This is a genomic window from Sphingopyxis sp. GC21 (genome assembly GCF_025727575.1).
In the GTDB taxonomy this organism is placed as follows: Bacteria; Pseudomonadota; Alphaproteobacteria; order Sphingomonadales; family Sphingomonadaceae; genus Sphingopyxis; species Sphingopyxis terrae_A.
The window spans coordinates 1440726-1456301 of record NZ_CP095845.1; the positions used below are offsets into that span (position 1 = coordinate 1440726).

At 65.0% G+C, this 15576-nt stretch carries 18 protein-coding genes and 1 tRNA gene; 9 read left to right on the plus strand and 10 right to left on the minus strand.

Going from position 1 to position 15576, the window contains the following annotated elements:
• Positions 1 to 10 precede the first annotated feature (10 nt).
• Positions 11 to 1327, plus strand: coding sequence for a bifunctional folylpolyglutamate synthase/dihydrofolate synthase (locus MU856_RS06895; RefSeq protein WP_186401916.1), 1317 nt, complete (start codon positions 11 to 13; stop codon positions 1325 to 1327).
• Here MU856_RS06895 and MU856_RS06900 read toward each other — a convergent pair.
• The 3 genes from MU856_RS06900 to MU856_RS06910 form a co-directional block, all read right to left on the minus strand.
• Entirely contained in the window at positions 1324 to 2721 is a 1398-nt protein-coding gene (locus tag MU856_RS06900; protein ID WP_263588653.1) for an MFS transporter, read from the minus strand. The two genes, MU856_RS06895 and MU856_RS06900, sit on opposite strands and share 4 nt — an antisense overlap.
• Before the next feature lie 80 nt (positions 2722 to 2801).
• Positions 2802 to 3539, minus strand: a complete 738-nt coding sequence (locus tag MU856_RS06905; protein WP_186401917.1) for a DUF1223 domain-containing protein — start codon at positions 3537 to 3539, stop codon at positions 2802 to 2804.
• A 58-nt stretch (positions 3540 to 3597) separates the two neighbouring features.
• A complete protein-coding gene (locus MU856_RS06910) occupies positions 3598 to 4035 on the minus strand; it encodes a response regulator (RefSeq protein ID WP_003044165.1) in 438 nt (145 codons plus the stop codon).
• 157 nt (positions 4036 to 4192) lie between these two features.
• Here MU856_RS06910 and MU856_RS06915 point away from each other — a divergent pair, with 157 nt between their 5' ends.
• Both MU856_RS06915 and rsmD read left to right on the plus strand, forming a co-directional pair.
• Entirely contained in the window at positions 4193 to 5047 is an 855-nt protein-coding gene (locus tag MU856_RS06915; protein WP_040590028.1) for a pseudouridine synthase, read from the plus strand.
• On the plus strand, positions 5047 to 5589 hold the full coding sequence (gene rsmD / locus MU856_RS06920) for a 16S rRNA (guanine(966)-N(2))-methyltransferase RsmD (protein ID WP_186401918.1): 543 nt from the start codon (positions 5047 to 5049) through the stop codon (positions 5587 to 5589). The genes MU856_RS06915 and rsmD overlap by 1 nt, the downstream gene beginning before the upstream one ends.
• Here rsmD and MU856_RS06925 read toward each other — a convergent pair.
• Complete coding sequence (locus tag MU856_RS06925) at positions 5586 to 6749, minus strand: aspartyl protease family protein (RefSeq protein WP_263588654.1); 1164 nt, start codon at positions 6747 to 6749, stop codon at positions 5586 to 5588. The genes rsmD and MU856_RS06925 overlap by 4 nt on opposite strands.
• A 74-nt stretch (positions 6750 to 6823) precedes the next feature.
• Positions 6824 to 8092 (minus strand): MFS transporter, encoded by a 1269-nt coding sequence (locus tag MU856_RS06930; RefSeq protein ID WP_062903212.1) that lies wholly within the window; start codon positions 8090 to 8092, stop codon positions 6824 to 6826.
• A 205-nt stretch (positions 8093 to 8297) separates the two neighbouring features.
• Here MU856_RS06930 and MU856_RS06935 point away from each other — a divergent pair, with 205 nt between their 5' ends.
• Positions 8298 to 9101, plus strand: coding sequence for an enoyl-CoA hydratase-related protein (locus MU856_RS06935; protein WP_003044180.1), 804 nt, complete (start codon positions 8298 to 8300; stop codon positions 9099 to 9101).
• 89 nt (positions 9102 to 9190) lie between these two features.
• Here the strand turns inward: MU856_RS06935 and MU856_RS06940 are convergent, their stop codons facing one another.
• The 3 genes from MU856_RS06940 to MU856_RS06950 form a co-directional block, all read right to left on the minus strand.
• Complete coding sequence (locus MU856_RS06940) at positions 9191 to 9793, minus strand: HD domain-containing protein (RefSeq protein ID WP_186401920.1); 603 nt, start codon at positions 9791 to 9793, stop codon at positions 9191 to 9193.
• Between the two features lie 71 nt (positions 9794 to 9864).
• The gene (locus MU856_RS06945) at positions 9865 to 10578 is read right to left on the minus strand and encodes a hypothetical protein (RefSeq protein WP_186401921.1); all 714 of its coding nucleotides are present in this window, start codon (positions 10576 to 10578) and stop codon (positions 9865 to 9867) included.
• A complete protein-coding gene (locus MU856_RS06950) occupies positions 10562 to 11125 on the minus strand; it encodes a hypothetical protein (RefSeq protein WP_263588655.1) in 564 nt (187 codons plus the stop codon). Before MU856_RS06950 ends, MU856_RS06945 begins: the two co-directional genes overlap by 17 nt.
• A gap of 162 nt (positions 11126 to 11287) precedes the next feature.
• Here MU856_RS06950 and MU856_RS06955 point away from each other — a divergent pair, with 162 nt between their 5' ends.
• Complete coding sequence (locus tag MU856_RS06955) at positions 11288 to 11734, plus strand: RrF2 family transcriptional regulator (RefSeq protein ID WP_058811379.1); 447 nt, start codon at positions 11288 to 11290, stop codon at positions 11732 to 11734.
• 74 nt (positions 11735 to 11808) lie between these two features.
• Here MU856_RS06955 and MU856_RS06960 read toward each other — a convergent pair.
• A tRNA-Ala gene (locus MU856_RS06960) sits at positions 11809 to 11884 on the minus strand.
• 121 nt (positions 11885 to 12005) lie between these two features.
• Positions 12006 to 12326 carry a TIGR02300 family protein gene (locus tag MU856_RS06965; protein WP_003044196.1) on the minus strand — a complete coding sequence of 107 codons (321 nt, stop codon included), beginning with the start codon at positions 12324 to 12326 and terminating at the stop codon, positions 12006 to 12008.
• Positions 12327 to 12450: 124 nt separating this feature from the next.
• Between MU856_RS06965 and aroA the strand changes: the two genes are divergently transcribed.
• The 4 genes from aroA to MU856_RS06985 are packed head-to-tail and all read left to right on the plus strand — an operon-like array spanning position 12451 to position 15330.
• Positions 12451 to 13779 (plus strand): 3-phosphoshikimate 1-carboxyvinyltransferase, encoded by a 1329-nt coding sequence (aroA, locus tag MU856_RS06970; RefSeq protein ID WP_186401922.1) that lies wholly within the window; start codon positions 12451 to 12453, stop codon positions 13777 to 13779.
• On the plus strand, positions 13776 to 14432 hold the full coding sequence (locus tag MU856_RS06975; RefSeq protein ID WP_263588656.1) for a hypothetical protein: 657 nt from the start codon (positions 13776 to 13778) through the stop codon (positions 14430 to 14432). Before aroA ends, MU856_RS06975 begins: the two co-directional genes overlap by 4 nt.
• Complete coding sequence (locus tag MU856_RS06980) at positions 14429 to 14704, plus strand: CBU_0592 family membrane protein (protein WP_231737183.1); 276 nt, start codon at positions 14429 to 14431, stop codon at positions 14702 to 14704. Before MU856_RS06975 ends, MU856_RS06980 begins: the two co-directional genes overlap by 4 nt.
• A complete protein-coding gene (locus MU856_RS06985) occupies positions 14701 to 15330 on the plus strand; it encodes a (d)CMP kinase (RefSeq protein WP_186401923.1) in 630 nt (209 codons plus the stop codon). Before MU856_RS06980 ends, MU856_RS06985 begins: the two co-directional genes overlap by 4 nt.
• Positions 15331 to 15576: the final 246 nt, after the last annotated feature.

Genomic DNA, 15576 nt, shown 5'->3' on the forward strand with positions numbered 1-15576 from the left:
GGGAGAATCCATGCCCGACCACGCGCACAGTTCCGATCCCGCCGTTCAGGCGCAGCTCGACCGCCTCGCGGCGCTGTCGCCGGGTCGCGACATATTGGGGCTGGAACGCATCGGCGAACTGTGCGCGCGCCTCGGCGATCCCCAAGACCGGCTGCCGCGGACCTTCCATGTCGCAGGGACCAACGGCAAGGGATCGACCTGCGCCTATCTGCGCGCAATACTGGAGGCGCAGGGGCGCAGGGTCCACGCTTATACCAGCCCGCACCTCGTCCGGTTTAACGAGCGCATCCGACTGGCGGGCACCCTGATCGATGATGCGGCGCTCGCGGCCTTGCTTGGCGAAGCCCTCGACGTCGCGGAAGGGCTGCACGCAAGCTTTTTCGAGGTGACGACGGCGGCGGCTTTCCTTGCCTTTTCGCGCATCCCCGCCGACGATTGCATCATCGAGGTCGGGCTGGGCGGACGACTCGATGCGACCAATATCATCCCGGCGCCGGCGGTGTGCGGCATCGCCTCGCTCGGCATCGACCATGAGGCCTTTCTGCTCGCGCCCGAAGACGGCACCCCGACGCGCCCTGCCGAACGGATCGCGTGGGAAAAGGCCGGCATAATCAAGCGCGGCGCCGCGCTGGCGACGCTCGCCTATCCGCCGCCGCTGGCGCGGGTAATCGCGGACCGGGCCGAGGCGGCGGGCGTGGTCCCGTTCGTCGAGGGCGAAACCTGGTCGGTCGAAGCCGTCGGCGACGCCTTTCGCTGGCGGTCGATGGACGGGGAACTCCCCGCCTTGCTGCGCCCGCGCATGGCGGGCGGGCATCAGATGCGCAACGCGGGCCTTGCGATTGCGATGCTCCATCTCGCGCCGGGACCGAAACCCGATGCGGGCGCGATCGAGCGCGGCATCGCCGCGGCTTACTGGCCGGCGCGGTTGCAACGACTGGAGAGCGGACCGCTCGCAAAGCTGCTCCCGCCCGCCACGACGGTGTGGCTCGACGGCGCCCACAATGCCGATGCAGGGCATCAACTCGCGCAGCATTTTGCGGGCGATGCGCGCCGCATCCATCTGGTCACCGGGATGCTCGCCAACAAGCATCCCTCGGCGTTGATCGATCCCCTCGCCGGCAAGCTCGCCTCGATCACCGTCGTGCCGGTGCCCGGGCACGAGCATCATGGCGCCTCAGCCTTCGGGCCGGAAGCGCTCGCGGCCGATACCGTCGAGGCTGCGCTGGCCGGATTGGCCGTAGACCCTGTGACCGAGATCGTCCTGATCGCCGGCTCGCTTTACCTTGCGGGCGAGGTGCTGCGCGCGAACGGCGAATTGCCCGATTAGGCCGACGCCTCGCGCGCATGCCGGGTACCCGCCGTGCCGACCGATTGGTCAACGAGCCCGCTGCGCATCATCAGCCAGAATAGGACAATACCCGGCAGGGCCGCGGCGACGGTGAACAGATAGAAGTTCACATTGCCCATATTGTCCATCATCGCGCCCGCCGTGGTGCCGGTCAGGAAACGACCGACAATGCTCGCTGCGGAGGAGATCAGCGCATAATGCGCCGCAGTGAAGCGCAAGTCGCAGAGTGCCGAGAAATAGGCGACGACAACGACGCCGCCGATGCCGCTCGCAATATTTTCGAACCCGATCGCGCCGGCGAGGCCCCAATTGCTGTGGCCCGCCGCCGCGAGCAGCGCGAAGCTGAAATTGCTCACCGCCATCAGGATCAGGCTGAGCAGTACCGACTTTTTCATGCCCATCCGCGCGTAGAGAATCCCGCCCATGAAAATGCCGATCAGATAAGCCCAGAAGCCGATACCGACGTCGTAGATCGCAATCTCGTCATTGCTGAAGCCAAGATCGTTGAGCAGCAGGCGCAGCGTCAGATTCGCGAGCGTATCGCCGATCTTGTGGAGCAGGATGAACAGCAGCACCAGCCAGGCGCCATGGCGACTGAAAAACTCGCGGAAGGGACCGATGATACCCGCGACAAGTCCTGGTTTGCCTTCGCGCGAGAGTGCCGCGCGGTGCCGCTCGGGCTCGCCGACCCAAAAGCCCGCAATGACCGCCGGCAATGCAAAAAGCGCACATGCCAGATAGGCCGCCTCCCATCCTTGCCGCGCGGCAAGATAGAGCGCGAGCGCACCGGCGCCCGCCGATCCGATCCGCCAGCCATATTGCGACATGCCCGATCCGACACCGAGTTGTTCGGGCTTCAATATCTCGATCCGGTAGGCGTCGATCACAATGTCGAACGTCGCGCCCGCTGCACCCACGAGAACCGCACCGACCGCCATTTCGAACAGCGCGGCGAATTCGCCTTCATGGCCAAGCCCGAACCGCTGCATGAGGTGCCCCACGGGGGACTGGCCGACCTGCTGCGGATCGACCAGCGCGAGATTGCCGACCGCCAGCATGACGAGCATGGCCGTCAGGATCAGCCAACTGATCCGTTGGCCGACCACCCCGGCCCCCGGAAGGCGGATCGTATCGACGATCCAGGCCCACAGCGGTTTGAAATTATAGACGAGAAAGGCGAGCGAAAAGGCGGTGATCGATGATTTTTCGAAACCGTCCTGCGACAGTCGCGTCGTCAAGGTGGCACCGATCATCGCATAGGGAAATCCCGACGAAATGCCGAGCAGCAGCGCCGCCAGCGGCGCGCGTTCCAGATAGGGCCGGATGCTGTCCCACCAGCTTTGCGGTGGCGGCGGCGCCATATCTGCCTGCATAGATCCTCCCTGTCGCGCTCGGCTGACCGGCGACGCATCGAACCGTTCGGCCTAAAGCAACAGGACCAAATTGGAAGCATCTATTTGGCGGGGCGCCCGATCCAGCGGACGGCGTGCACGCGCCCGCCGGCGCGGTCCTGCAACAGCACCGCCCAGCGGTCGGCGCCGCGCTGGCCCGCGATCGCTGCGGGTATTGCAGCCGCGCAGGCGCCGCTTGCGGGGCAAGGAACCGCCGCCTCGGCCAGCACCACATTGGTATAGCCCAGCGTCCGGTTGCCATTCTCGCCGCGGGCGACGTCGACCGAGGCGCGGTGCGCGATCGCCACGAAGCGCAATTCGGCACCCGCTGCGGACCGCGAAGCGACCACACGGCCGCCGTCGAGGCGAAGCGCCGCGTCGCTTGGCGCGGCGCCGAGCATCCGGCGCAGCGCCCGCTCGTCCGATCCGACGGCGGCCGCGCTCCCCTGCACGACGGTTTCGGGGGTATAAACGCCCGCCCCCGGCAGCCCGCGCCGCGCATAGCGGTCCTGAAGCGCATCGTTCGCGGCGCGCGCGAGCGTATCCTTCCATCCCAGCCGGTCCCAATAGGTAACGGGGCGGCTGACCGCGACCACGGAGCCTTCGGCATCCAGTCTTTCGAGCAACCGGTCGGCGGGCGGACAGGAGGAACAACCCTGGCTGGTGAACAACTCGACCAGCACGGGCGCCGCGGGCGGCGTCGAAGCCGCGATGGCGGCGGACGGTCGATCGGATGGCCCGAACAGGAGCGCGGCGGCCGCCCCCAAAGCCAAGCTGAACAGCGGAAGCAATATCTTCAACGGGATCCTCCTCGCGCATCGGCACTCAACCGCCGGTTCGGTGGAGGCAGCGGGCCGGTTACGCGGCCTCGGGACGCCAATAGGTTTGCATCCCGCTCACCTTGCGCGGCATCTTGTGCTTGCACACCATCGTCTCGACGGCGCGAACCGCGTGGAGAAGCGCCGCCGCCCCGTGCGGCTTGGTCAGGCAGGCGAGCGCGATGTCGCCCGCATCTTCGGGACATTGCCCCGTTACCAGCAGTACGGCAACGCCGCGGTCGCGCGCGAGCCGCGCAACCTCGCGTCCCGTCATGTGCCCCGCGAGCTTGAGGTCGAGGATCAGCGCATCGATCGTCTTGTCTGCCAGCATCGCGACAGCCGCTTCGCCCGAATCGACCGTCGCAACGACGTCATAGCCACCATGCTTCAGGGTCCGCTCATTGTCGAAAGCGACCAGCGGATCATCCTCGACGATCAGCAGCCGTTTGAAGCAGGACGGGCGGGACGCGAAGAGCATTTTACCTACCTTCCGTCCGCCGCATGACTCTGCGTGCGCGTCCTCGCAAGATTGCTTTTGCTTGCCATCGACGAAGCGACACTTTTCCGGCTATGAGCGTGGCCATATTACAACATCCCTTTTCCCGAATAACGATATGAAAGCCGCATCCGTTCCGATGACGACACGCCGCCCACCCCGTTCGCCGTCCCGCCCGCCCGCTTCCCCGCAGGGCGACGCTCCGCGTGGCCGCCGCAGCGCGCGCGCTGCACAACCGCCGCGTAAGGCTCCGCCGAAGGAAGAGGAGCGCGAGGACGGGCCGCAGCGCATCACCAAGCTCCTGGCGCGCGCTGGCGTCGGGTCACGGCGCGATGTCGAACGAATGATCGAGGAAGGCCGCATTGCACTGAACGGCGCGGTGATCGTGCAACCGGCGCCGCTGCTCTCATCGCTCGAGGGCTTGACCGTCGACGGCAATCCGGTCGCAAAGCCCGTATCGACGCGCCTCTATCGCTTCTACAAGCCGGTCGGCTGCCTGACCGCGGCGCGCGACCCCAAGGGACGCAAGACGATTTATGACGTGCTGCCCAAGGGGCTGCCGCGGCTGATGCCCGTCGGGCGGCTCGACTATAATACCGAGGGCTTGCTGTTGCTGACCAATGACGGCGAATTCAAGCGCCAGCTCGAACTGCCCGCCAGCGGGGTCGAGCGCACCTATCGCGCCCGCGCGTTTGGCGACATCAGCCAAGCGCAGCTCGAGGAACTGGTCGAGGGGGTCGAGATCGACGGGGTCCGCTATGGCAAGATCGACGCCAATCTCGAACGGCGGACGGGGCGCAACCAGTGGATCGAGCTGACGCTGACCGAGGGCAAGAATCGCGAGGTTCGCCGCGTGCTCGAACATCTGGGGCTGCAGGTGAGCCGCCTGATCCGGACGCGATATGGCGCTTTCGAGCTCGACGGCCTCGATGTCGGCGCGGTCGAGGTCGTACCACGCGATGCCTTGTTCCAGTTCCGGCGGCGGATGAGCTGATGCGCGTCATTTCCGGCAAATGGCGCGGTCGCAAGTTGATCGCGCCCAAGAATGATGCCACTCGCCCGACCGCCGACCGCACGCGCGAGACACTCTTCTCCATGCTTGCAAGCCGGCTCGGTAGTTTCGAGGGCTTGTATGTCGCCGACCTGTTCGCGGGGTCGGGCGCGCTGGGGATCGAGGCCTTGTCGCGCGGCGCCGTGCAGTGCCTGTTCGGTGAGCAGGATCGCGAGGCGATCGACGCCCTGCGCAAGAATCTGGCGGCGCTCGGTGCGGCCGGACGCGCCGAGGTGCGGGCCGGTTCGGTCCTCGCACTTGGGCCAGCGCCACGCAGTTTCGATCTGCTGCTGCTCGATGCGCCCTATGCAACCGGCGCGGGCAGTGTCGCACTCGACAAGCTGGCGCGGCTCGGCTGGGTCGATACCGATAGCTGGATCTCGATCGAAACAGGCGAGAAAGAAAGCGTCGACGTCGCGGGCTTCGCGATCGAAGCGGAGCGAAAGGTCGGAAAAGCTAAGCTGACGCTGCTCCGTGCCGACTAAAGATAGGGCTTCAGATTGAACTGCGCGTGACCGCGCTTCCCGTCGCGTTCATAATCGAACGCGACTTGATCCCCGGGCTTGCCGCCCAGCCGGCGCAACATCGCGTTCCATTCGACCCCCACAAGCGTATCGCCCGGTTGCAGCCCGGCGTCCTTGGCCGGGCTGCCGTTGCCAACATCCTCGATCACGATACGCGTACCTTTGCGGTCAAGCCACAGCCCCGACATCGGATAGCGCTCGGTTCCTGCAAAATCGAGTCCGTTGGGCGCCATCCATAGCTGTTTGCGCTTGGGATCCGTCGACAGGTGGAAATGGCGGATCATGTCCAACCCGACCAACCCCTCGACATTATCGAAATTGCCGTTCCGCGGGCCGGGCTCAGCAAGTGTGACCAGCGCGCGCGGAAAGGCGAATTTGTGAAGAAGGACCTTGTCCGCCCGGAACATACGGGTCCGCAGACTTCCTTTGCCGAAGCCGCTTGCACGCACGGGAACATAGGGTCGTTCGCTATCCCACCAACCGATGTCGCGCGCCGCCTTGCCATCGAACAGGATGTTGCGGGGTGCGCCTGTGTCGATCAGGAAGCGCCCGGAAAAATCGCCGATCTGCACGGGCGTGGTCAAACCGTAGCTCGCCCGGCGGGGCATATAGCTTTCGGGTATCAGATACATGCCAGGCCGCTCGCTACGGCCATCGGGATAGATGCGCCACTGGTTCGCCACGAAATCAAGATCGCTGTCCATATCGGTAAACAGCGGCGCGCCGATCAATCCCCGGGTGCTCGAGTCGACGACTGACTTGGTGCCGTGAAATTCCATATAGGGGATGCGAAAGGTGCCGCCGATCACCACATCCTCGACGCGCAGGACCGACGTCCGCTCTACTCCGCCCAGGCCGCCGATAATGCTCGCGCCGCGTTCGCGCAGCTTGACGGAGTTCGCCCAGCTATCCGAAATCAGGCTTTCGGTGGTACCGGTGTCGAGAATGAACGGTTCGGGAGGCAAGCCTTCCACCGACACATCAAGCCAGACGCGATTGCCCTTCAGCCTGATCGGTGCGGCGAAGACCATTGGCGCCAAAGCGGCCGCGGAACCCGGCAGCATGAGGCTGGCGATGACCGGCCATGAGGCGATGAAAGAACGGCGTGCGATCAAGGACATGGGCAGATCTCGCGGTGGTGGGAGACTATCCGTTTGTTAGAGATTCAATGATGACGCCGCAATGACATTGCGCCTCACGCGTCACCGCGTTCAATTTTTGTCACCAAGGCCAGGCCGCAAAAGCTGACCAGTCCGGCGAGCGCCAGATAGAGGCCGACGACCTCGGTTCCGCGCCAGTCACCGAGCGCCTGCGCCGCGATCGGCGCGGCTGCGCCGCCCAATATGCCGCCGACATTGAAGGCGACCGACGCGCCGGTGTAGCGGACGCGCACGGGGAACAGGCCGGTCAGCCAGCTCCCGAGCGGGCCGTAGACGAGGCCCATGACGAACAGCGATGTGGCGAGACCTGCGAAGATCGTCAGCCAGCTCCCCGAGGCCAGCGCCGGACCGAACAGCAAGCCGACGAGCATCGTCGCGCCGCAGCCCCAGCGCAGCACGCGCTGCGCACTCGACGCATCGCTGGCATAGCCCGCAAAGATAATGCCGCCCGCCATGAACAATATCGCACCGAGCTGGATGAGCAGAAACTCCTCCTTCGGATAGCCGAGCGTGGTGGTGCCGTGCGCAAGGGCGAAGCTGGTCGCGAGATAGAAGATCGCGAAACAGGCGACGACCGCGAAGGTGCCGGCAAGCGTCGCGACGAAGTGGCCGCGCAGCAACTCGCCGATCGGCACGCCGACAGGCGCGTCGCGCTCCAACGCCTCCGAAAAGGCCGGCGTCTCACCGATCTTGAGCCGCACCCACAGGCCAAGGCCGACGAGCACGGCGGAAACAAGAAAGGGGATACGCCAGCCCCACGCCGCAAAATCGGCATCGCTCAGCCAAAGGCCGAGGAGCAGGAACAGTCCGTTGGCGGCGATGAACCCGACCGGCGCGCCAAGCTGCGGGAACATGCCGAAGCGCGACTGCCATCCCGGCGGCGCATTTTCGACCGCGAGCAGCGCCGCACCGCCCCATTCCCCGCCCAGCCCGAAGCCCTGCCCGAACCGCAAGATGCACAGCAGCAACGGTGCGACCCAGCCGACCATCGCATAGGTCGGCAGAAAGGCGATAAGCAGCGTCGAGGCCCCCATCAGCATCAGCGAGGCAACGAGCGTCGACTTCCGCCCGATCCGGTCGCCGAAATGGCCGAACACGACGGCGCCGACCGGCCGCGCGAAAAAAGCGAGCCCGAAGCTCATGAAGCTGAGCATCAGCTGCGCCGACGGCGATTCCGAAGGAAAGAAAAGCGGCCCGAAGACCAGCGCAGCCGCGGTGCCGTAGATATAAAAATCATAAAATTCGACTGCGGTGCCGACCAGACTTGCGGTCAAAATTCGGCGATGTCTGCGATATGGCTCCAGATTCACAGTCGCCCTCCCCCCCGGTCAAATCACCCCAGTTATCATCTGTTCCGGTGTGCGATTGCCGACGCGATGTCAAACCGGCGCGGGGCATCGGGGCCCGAGCGCACTGTCGCTACCGTGCAACGCCCCTTGCACTCATCCTCCGAATCGGTCACACCTTTACGTGAACGTAAAGGTAAAGACCGCGAGAGGATTCTTCCCCATGACCGACATACCGACCTTCGACACGATCAAGCTCGCGTGCAGCGACAATGTCGCGAAGATCACGCTCAACCGTCCCGAACGGCTCAATTCGATGCCGCCCGCGATGGCCGACGATATCCGCGCCGCGCTCGACTGGATGGGCGTCCTTGGCGCGCGTGCGCTGCTGATTACCGGTGAGGGTCGCGGTTTCTGTTCGGGCGCGGATCTGGCGGGCGATCGCAGCGCAACCGCTGTCGGCGGCGGCGCGAACAGTCGCAAGGCGCTGCGCAACCATTATAACCCGATGCTGCTCGCGCTCGCCAATCTCGACATTCCGGTCGTGACCGCGGTCAACGGCCCCGCCGCAGGGGTCGGATGCAGCTTTGCGCTGTCGGGCGATTTCGCGATTGCTGGCAAAAGCGCCTATTTCCTCCAGGCTTTCGTCAATATCGGCCTCGTCCCCGACGGGGGATCGTCGTGGCTGCTGCCACGGCTCGTCGGCCTGCCGCGCGCGACGCAGATGATGATGCTCGGCGAGAAAATCTCGGCCGAACAGGCCGCCGATTGGGGACTGATTTACAAGGCGGTCGAGGATGACGCGCTGATGGCTGAAGCCGAAGCGCTCGCAAAGCGGCTGGCCAGCGGACCGACGGTTGCGCTCGGCACGATGCGCAAGGTGCTGCGCGGCGGGTTGACGCAAAGCTATGCCGACACGCTCGACGCCGAGGCGATGGGCCAGTATCTGGCCGGCAACAGCGCCGATGCCGCCGAGGGCATCGCGGCCTTCCTTCAGAAGCGCAAGACCGAGTTCAAGGGCAAGTGAACTACTAGTGCTCCCCGGCGAAAGCCGGGGTCCTTTTGCGCGCCTTCTGACCCCGGCTTTCGCCGGGTATTACCCATGAACGCTGGGGCTTACTCCGCCGCTTCTTCGACCATAATCTTCTTGTAGATGCTCGTGCGCGGATAGGAGCAGAGACGCATCACCATCGGCTCGAAGAATTCCAGCGGCTCGCTTTCATAGTCGGGGTCGAACGCTGGCGCGTCATATTTTTCGCAGAATTCGGCGCACGCCGCGTAATAGGGATGGTCCTTGAACTGGTCGCGCATGTCGCGGTCGAGCCCGAGATAGTGGAAGAAATAATGGCCCTGGAAGATGCCGTGGTGCTGGACGATCCAAAGATTTTCTTCCGACAGGAAGGGCTTGAGGATCGCCGCCGCGACATCGGGATGGTTGAATGCGCCCAGCGTGTCGCCGATGTCGTGGAGCAGCGCCATCACCACATATTCCTCGTCGCGCCCATCGCGATGCGCGCGCGTCGCGGTCTGCAAGCAATGCTCGAGCCGATCAACGGGAAAGCCGCCATAATCGCCGCCAAGCAGTTTCAGATGATCGAGGATGCGCTTGCCGTTCTGCGGCGCGAATTCCTTCTGCTCGCGCGCGATGATATCCCAATCTTCCTGTGTGCCGTCGATCATCGAACGGAAGGACGCGTGATCGTGCGTCATGTCGGTCATGGCTGGCTCTCCCATATATCGGCGGCCAGTCTATGCGTTTCGTTGCGATATGCAACGCTGTTCAGCCGTCGCTATTCTACCGCGTAGGTCACGCCATATTTCAGCGCTTCGTCGAGCGTCAGGCAGCGGCGCGTCGATTTGTCCGGGCCGCTGCCCTTCACCGCCTTCTGCCGATACATGATGTCGGTCAGCAATTTGCGCGACACGCCCATCTTGATCAGGAAATCATTGTCCTCGCTCGCCAGCAGCGCGCTGTCCTGTTCGACGTCGCCGATCAGCTCGGTCGTCGCATCGGTGCCCATCGCCACGCTTTCGTCGATCAGCGAGCGGTCGCCGGTGCTGGTGAACATATGGACGATGAACTCGCCGCCCGGCTCGATCAGCCGCGGCGCGCCGCCCATGAAGACGAAATTGCAGGCGCTGAAACAGGCCCAGCCGCTCGGTATGCGCGTCGCAAGGCCGGGGTTCGACCGGATGATGCGCCCCGCGGCGTTGCCGGCGCGCGCATCGCCGCCGGGCGAACGCAGCCATATCTCGGATACGTCCGGATTGGCCTTCAGCGCGGCGCTCAGCCGGTCGGGCAGTCCCGAATCAACGCGGCCTTCGGCGAGCATCACCTTCATCGCGCCGCGCTTTTCGACCGTCAGCTTCATCGTCGGATTGGCCGACCAATTGGGGTTGAGCGGACAGGTCGGATTGATCGGGTCCATCTCGGTCGCCGCGGTCAGGCTGACGACCGCAAGCGCCGTGAGGGCGAGCTTCGGCAATTCAGGCCGCAAGAACATAGCGCGTATCACCCGGCCCCTTGCACATGCGTTTCGACACACGGGTTTCCTCGCCATCGACGATCACGAAGTCGTTGACGGTCATGCACTTCCTGCCGCCGTCCTCTGTGTTGATCGAAGCCACGGTCGACGACCCGCTGACATTGTCGCGCGTTTCGCTGGTCCAGTTCGACGTCGTGCCGACCGCTTCGCCGCGTGTCACCTCTTCGGTGGCCTTGGCGGCCTGCACCTGTTCGGCGGGGTCGAGGCGGCAAGCGATGGCGTCGGTCAGCGTTCCGCTGACCTCGGCGATCGGGACATAGGAATAGACGCCCGCCTTGCTGGCCGCGTCGCCCACCGCATCGCGGATCACACCGCCCAATATGCCGCGGCCGACGCTGCTGCCCTTCTTGCCCTTGGGACAACCGCCGTTGTCGCTTTCGCTCGACGTCGGGGCGGGGGGCGGCGTCGTGACCTTGCGCAGCAGCCCGCCGAACTGTGCCTGCGCGGGCGCCACCGCCAGCAGGGTGACGGCGGCCCAGGCGGGGACCAACATGATTCGCTTCATATGCGGCTCCAAAAAACCCGTGCCAAAACCTGTGATCGCGACCCCGCTTATCGCCGCGAAACTACGCCGCGCTGTGATTTCAATCAATGGGGCTGGCGCTGAGGCGATAATTGTCATGTCGGGAGGTTGAAATTATCGGCAAAGTGGATCAGACAGCGCGCCATGCTCTCGCAGAAGACCCGCTACACGATACGTGCCTTTCAGCATCTTGCCGATCATTGGGGCAAGGGTCAGGTCCAACTCGCGGACATTGCCGAGGCGCAGAATATCCCGCCCAAATTCCTGACCGTCATCCTGTCGGAAATGGCGCGCGAAGGGTTGCTCATCTCGCAGCGCGGACGCGATGGCGGCTATCAGCTTGCGCTGCCGCCGGTCGACATCAGCTATGGCGATCTTGTCCGGCTGACGCGCGGGTCGCTCGCGCTGGTCCCGTGTGCCAGCCGCAATGCCCACGAAACCTGCAAGAATTGCCTGCCCGAAGCCGAATGCCGGATGCGCACGCTGATGCTGAAGGTGCGCGACGATACCGCCGCGATCCTCGACCGGATCAGCCTGGCCGACCCGATCGGCTTCGAACCCTTGTTCGAAAAGGAAGAAATGGCGCTCTGACGCGCCACGCCAACCGGCACGGCAAAGAAAAAGGCCCGAACGCCGGTGCGTCGGACCTCTTGTTTTCGAGGAAATGGTGGAGCCTAGCGGGATCGAACCGCTGACCTCTACAATGCCATTGTAGCGCTCTCCCAGCTGAGCTAAGGCCCCGTGCCATTTCGTCTGGCCGCCCTGGGTGGTGCGACCGGGACGCCGCCTTTAGCAGCGCCTGCGTTCGATGCAAGGGGCCAAATGCATCTCCGCGATGCTTTTTTGGCCCCTCGCCGAAAAATCAGCTTTCGTCGTCTTCGTCGTCGCCGGTGGCGACGCCCAGATCGTCATCGCCGCCCAGATCGACATCGTTATCCGGCGAATCGCTGTCTTCATCGACATCGACGTCCAGATCCAGATCCTCGTCGATGGCCTCTTCCTTGACCTTGGTCGGCTTCTCGACTTCCTCGAAGGGCATCGGCTGCTTCGATTTCAGCACCGATTCCGGAATCCAGGAATAGCCGCAATTGATGCAGCTGACCGGATCATCCTTGGTCAAATCGTAGAATCGGGTGGCACATTTCGGGCAGCTACGCTTCGTGCCCCATTCAGCCTTTACCATATAAGCCTCGTAACCTTTTGGAAATCGGTTGATATTTCGGAAAAAGATGGGCGCCGGGCCGGCGATCCGTCAAATCGGCGTGCGCCTTGCCAGATTGTCGGGCCGCTGTCAAAAGCCGCACGCCATGACTGACCAGAATGCCCGCCCCCGCAGCTTCGCCGCGTCCGCTCCGCTTAAAGGTAGGATCGCGATTCCCGGCGACAAGAGCATTTCGCATCGCGCCCTGATGTTGTCGGCGCTCGCGGTCGGCACCAGCCACGTGAGCGGGCTGCTTGAGGGGCATGATGTCCTCGCCACCGCCGCGGCCATGCGCGCGATGGGCGCGAATATCGACCGCACCGGCGACGGCGAATGGGTCATTGAAGGCGTCGGTGTCGGTGGCCTGCTCCAGCCGCGCGAAGCGCTCGACATGGGCAACAGCGGCACCTCGACGCGCCTGCTGATGGGCCTTGTTTCCAGCCATCCGATCACGACCACTTTCGTCGGCGATGCCAGCCTGTCGGGACGCCCGATGGGGCGCGTCATCGATCCGTTGTCGCAGATGGGCGCTGACATCTCGGCCTCGCCGGGTGGCCGCCTTCCCTTGATGGTGCGCGGCCTCGCGCCCGCGGTGCCGATCGAATATCGGCTTCCGGTCGCCTCGGCGCAGGTCAAGTCGGCGATCCTGCTCGCCGGCCTCAATACGCCGGGAATCACCACCGTGATCGAACCCGTGCCGACGCGCGACCATAGCGAACGGATGCTCAAGGGCTTCGGCGCCACGCTGGACGTCGAAGTAGAATCCGACGGCACCCGCTGGATTTCGGTGATGGGCGAAGCCGAATTGCGGCCGCAAACGATCGTCGTTCCGGGCGACCCCTCGTCGGCCGCTTTCTTCATCGTTGCGGCGCTGCTCGTCCCCGGATCGGACGTCACTATTGCCAATGTCGGCCTCAACCCGACCCGCGCCGGCCTGGTCGAGGTATTGAAGGCGATGGGCGGGGATATCGAACTGCTCGATGCGCGCGAAGTCGGCGGCGAGCCCGTCGCCGACCTGCGCGTCCGCCACAGCCTGCTCCGCGGCATCGCGGTCGATCCGGCAGTCGCGCCGAGCATGATCGACGAATATCCGATTCTCTTCGTCGCCGCCGCGCTTGCCGAGGGGACGACCGTGACGACCGGCCTCGACGAGCTGCGCGTCAAGGAAAGCGACCGGCTGTCGGTCATGGCCGCGGGCCTCGCGGCGATCGGCGTGCGGGTCGAGGAGAGCGAGGACGGCCTCGTCATCCACGGCACCGGCGGCGACCCGCTGCCCGGCGGCGCGACCATCGCCGGCCACCTCGACCACCGCATCTGCATGAGCTTCGCCATCGCGGGCCTCGTCAGCAAGGCCCCCGTGACGATCGACGATATGGCACCGGTCGCAACGAGCTTTCCCAATTTCGAGGCGTTGCTGGAGGGCCTGCAGCGATGAACCGTCGTCCCATCCTGTCCATCGCGGCCCCGATCGCGCTCCTCGGCCTAAGTGCCGGCGCGGCCGGCGCGCAACAGGGCGCCACCCTTCCGACAACCGCCGACACGGCGGGCGCCTTTGCCGATACAGCGCGCGCGCCGGACCCGACGGCATCGGTCACCAGCGCGACGTGCGACGGCGACGTCGAATATTGTCCGAGCGGTGCGCAGCTTCGGGTCGACCGGAGCTTTTCCGATTATCCGATCGATAGCCGTGCGGCAGACGCCGGCAGCGGACTTCGGCCGATCGACGACGAGCCCTGCATCCCCGACGAGGGCTGCGAACGGCGCGACGCCGCCGGTGTGCGTCATTTTCTGTACGGAGACGGCGCCGACGACCTCCGTGTCATGATCAAGACGGTGGAGGCAAGCGAGTTCGAAGGGCGACCGATCGGCGCGCTCGATATCGGGGCGGCGCGCGACCAGTCCGAGGTGAGGGCCCGGGTTCGCCGCTTTCTGCCCGATGTGGCGGTCGACTGCGACCCGTCGCTCGTGTCGGGAAACGTCGGCCCCGTCGAATGCGGCGCGACGCTCAACCCCGGCTGGGTCGAAATCGGCTTCGACCACGATGGCCGGCTGCTCCGCGTGCGATTTGACGGCTATCAATTCGTATGAGCGCCTATATCTCCTCCTTTGCCGCGAACGCGATCGGCATCATCGGCAGCATCCTGTTCATCGCTGCGTTCGCCTATGCAAACATGGCCAAGACGCTGGATCAGTTGCTGTTCAATGCGGTGAACCTTGTCGGCGCGATTTTGCTGCTGATCTCGCTGTCGGTTCATTTCAACTTGGCGGCGTTTCTGCTCGAAGCGGCTTGGGCGCTGATCGCTTCCTGGGGCTTGCTGCGCGCCCTTCGCGCGCGCCGTACCCGCGGTGATTCGGCATGATTATCGCGGTCGACGGCCCTACTGCGTCGGGCAAGGGCACTATCGCCAAGGCGCTTGCCGAGCATTTCGGCCTCCCCGTGCTCGATACCGGGCTGCTCTATCGCGCTGTGGGCTATCAGACGCAGCTCAATCATGGCGATCCGGACAAGGCGGCCGACGCCCTCGTCGCCTGCGATTTTCCGGACGCCTTGCTCGACGATCCCGCGCTTCGCTACGAAAGCACGGGCAGCCTCGCCAGCCGCGCGTCGGTGCATCCTGCGGTGCGCAAGGCGCTGTTCCAGCGGCAGGTCGATTTCGCCAACCAGCCTGGCGGCGCCGTGCTCGACGGGCGCGATATCGGCACCGTGATCGCGCCGCACGCCGACGCCAAACTGTTCGTGACGGCAAGTGCCGAAGAACGCGCCCGCCGCCGCCATGCCGAGATGCTGGGGCGCGGGGTCGAAATCGGCTATGACGCCGTGCTCGCCGACATCCACGCCCGCGACGCCCGCGATATGGGCCGTGCCGACGCCCCCCTGCTCCGCGCCGACGATGCGATGCTGCTCGACACCTCGGCGATGGACCGCGATGCCGCGATCGCCGCCGCCATCGCCTTCGTCACCGAACGGACAAAGGCGCGCGGCTGACGGGAGTCCGCGGCCGACAGGGCTTTTCGCCTTGCCGAAAGCCGCGTTCGCGACTATACGCGCGCCGTCCGACGGGCCTTGTGGCCGGTCGAGGCACGGACGAACCGTCGCTCTCTATCGAGCGTCGGGCGTGATGGGCTATCCCCGTCGCGCCCTTTTTGCTTTGCCCGTGCTTCTGCCGCCAACCGGTCTTGAGGATGTTCTGCTTCGCATTCGGCGGGCAGGACGGATCGGCCACAAGACCAG

Coding starts and splice junctions, on each gene's coding strand:
- MU856_RS06895 (WP_186401916.1), top strand. CDS start 11: ATGCCCGACCACGCGCACAGTTCCGATCCCGCCGTTCAGGCGCAGCTC.
- MU856_RS06900 (WP_263588653.1), bottom strand. CDS start 2,721: ATGCAGGCAGATATGGCGCCGCCGCCACCGCAAAGCTGGTGGGACAGC.
- MU856_RS06910 (WP_003044165.1), bottom strand. CDS start 4,035: ATGCTCTTCGCGTCCCGCCCGTCCTGCTTCAAACGGCTGCTGATCGTC.
- MU856_RS06915 (WP_040590028.1), top strand. CDS start 4,193: ATGACGACACGCCGCCCACCCCGTTCGCCGTCCCGCCCGCCCGCTTCC.
- rsmD (WP_186401918.1), top strand. CDS start 5,047: ATGCGCGTCATTTCCGGCAAATGGCGCGGTCGCAAGTTGATCGCGCCC.
- MU856_RS06925 (WP_263588654.1), bottom strand. CDS start 6,749: ATGTCCTTGATCGCACGCCGTTCTTTCATCGCCTCATGGCCGGTCATC.
- MU856_RS06935 (WP_003044180.1), top strand. CDS start 8,298: ATGACCGACATACCGACCTTCGACACGATCAAGCTCGCGTGCAGCGAC.
- MU856_RS06940 (WP_186401920.1), bottom strand. CDS start 9,793: ATGACCGACATGACGCACGATCACGCGTCCTTCCGTTCGATGATCGAC.
- MU856_RS06945 (WP_186401921.1), bottom strand. CDS start 10,578: ATGTTCTTGCGGCCTGAATTGCCGAAGCTCGCCCTCACGGCGCTTGCG.
- MU856_RS06950 (WP_263588655.1), bottom strand. CDS start 11,125: ATGAAGCGAATCATGTTGGTCCCCGCCTGGGCCGCCGTCACCCTGCTG.
- MU856_RS06955 (WP_058811379.1), top strand. CDS start 11,288: ATGCTCTCGCAGAAGACCCGCTACACGATACGTGCCTTTCAGCATCTT.
- MU856_RS06965 (WP_003044196.1), bottom strand. CDS start 12,326: ATGGTAAAGGCTGAATGGGGCACGAAGCGTAGCTGCCCGAAATGTGCC.
- aroA (WP_186401922.1), top strand. CDS start 12,451: ATGACTGACCAGAATGCCCGCCCCCGCAGCTTCGCCGCGTCCGCTCCG.
- MU856_RS06975 (WP_263588656.1), top strand. CDS start 13,776: ATGAACCGTCGTCCCATCCTGTCCATCGCGGCCCCGATCGCGCTCCTC.
- MU856_RS06980 (WP_231737183.1), top strand. CDS start 14,429: ATGAGCGCCTATATCTCCTCCTTTGCCGCGAACGCGATCGGCATCATC.
- MU856_RS06985 (WP_186401923.1), top strand. CDS start 14,701: ATGATTATCGCGGTCGACGGCCCTACTGCGTCGGGCAAGGGCACTATC.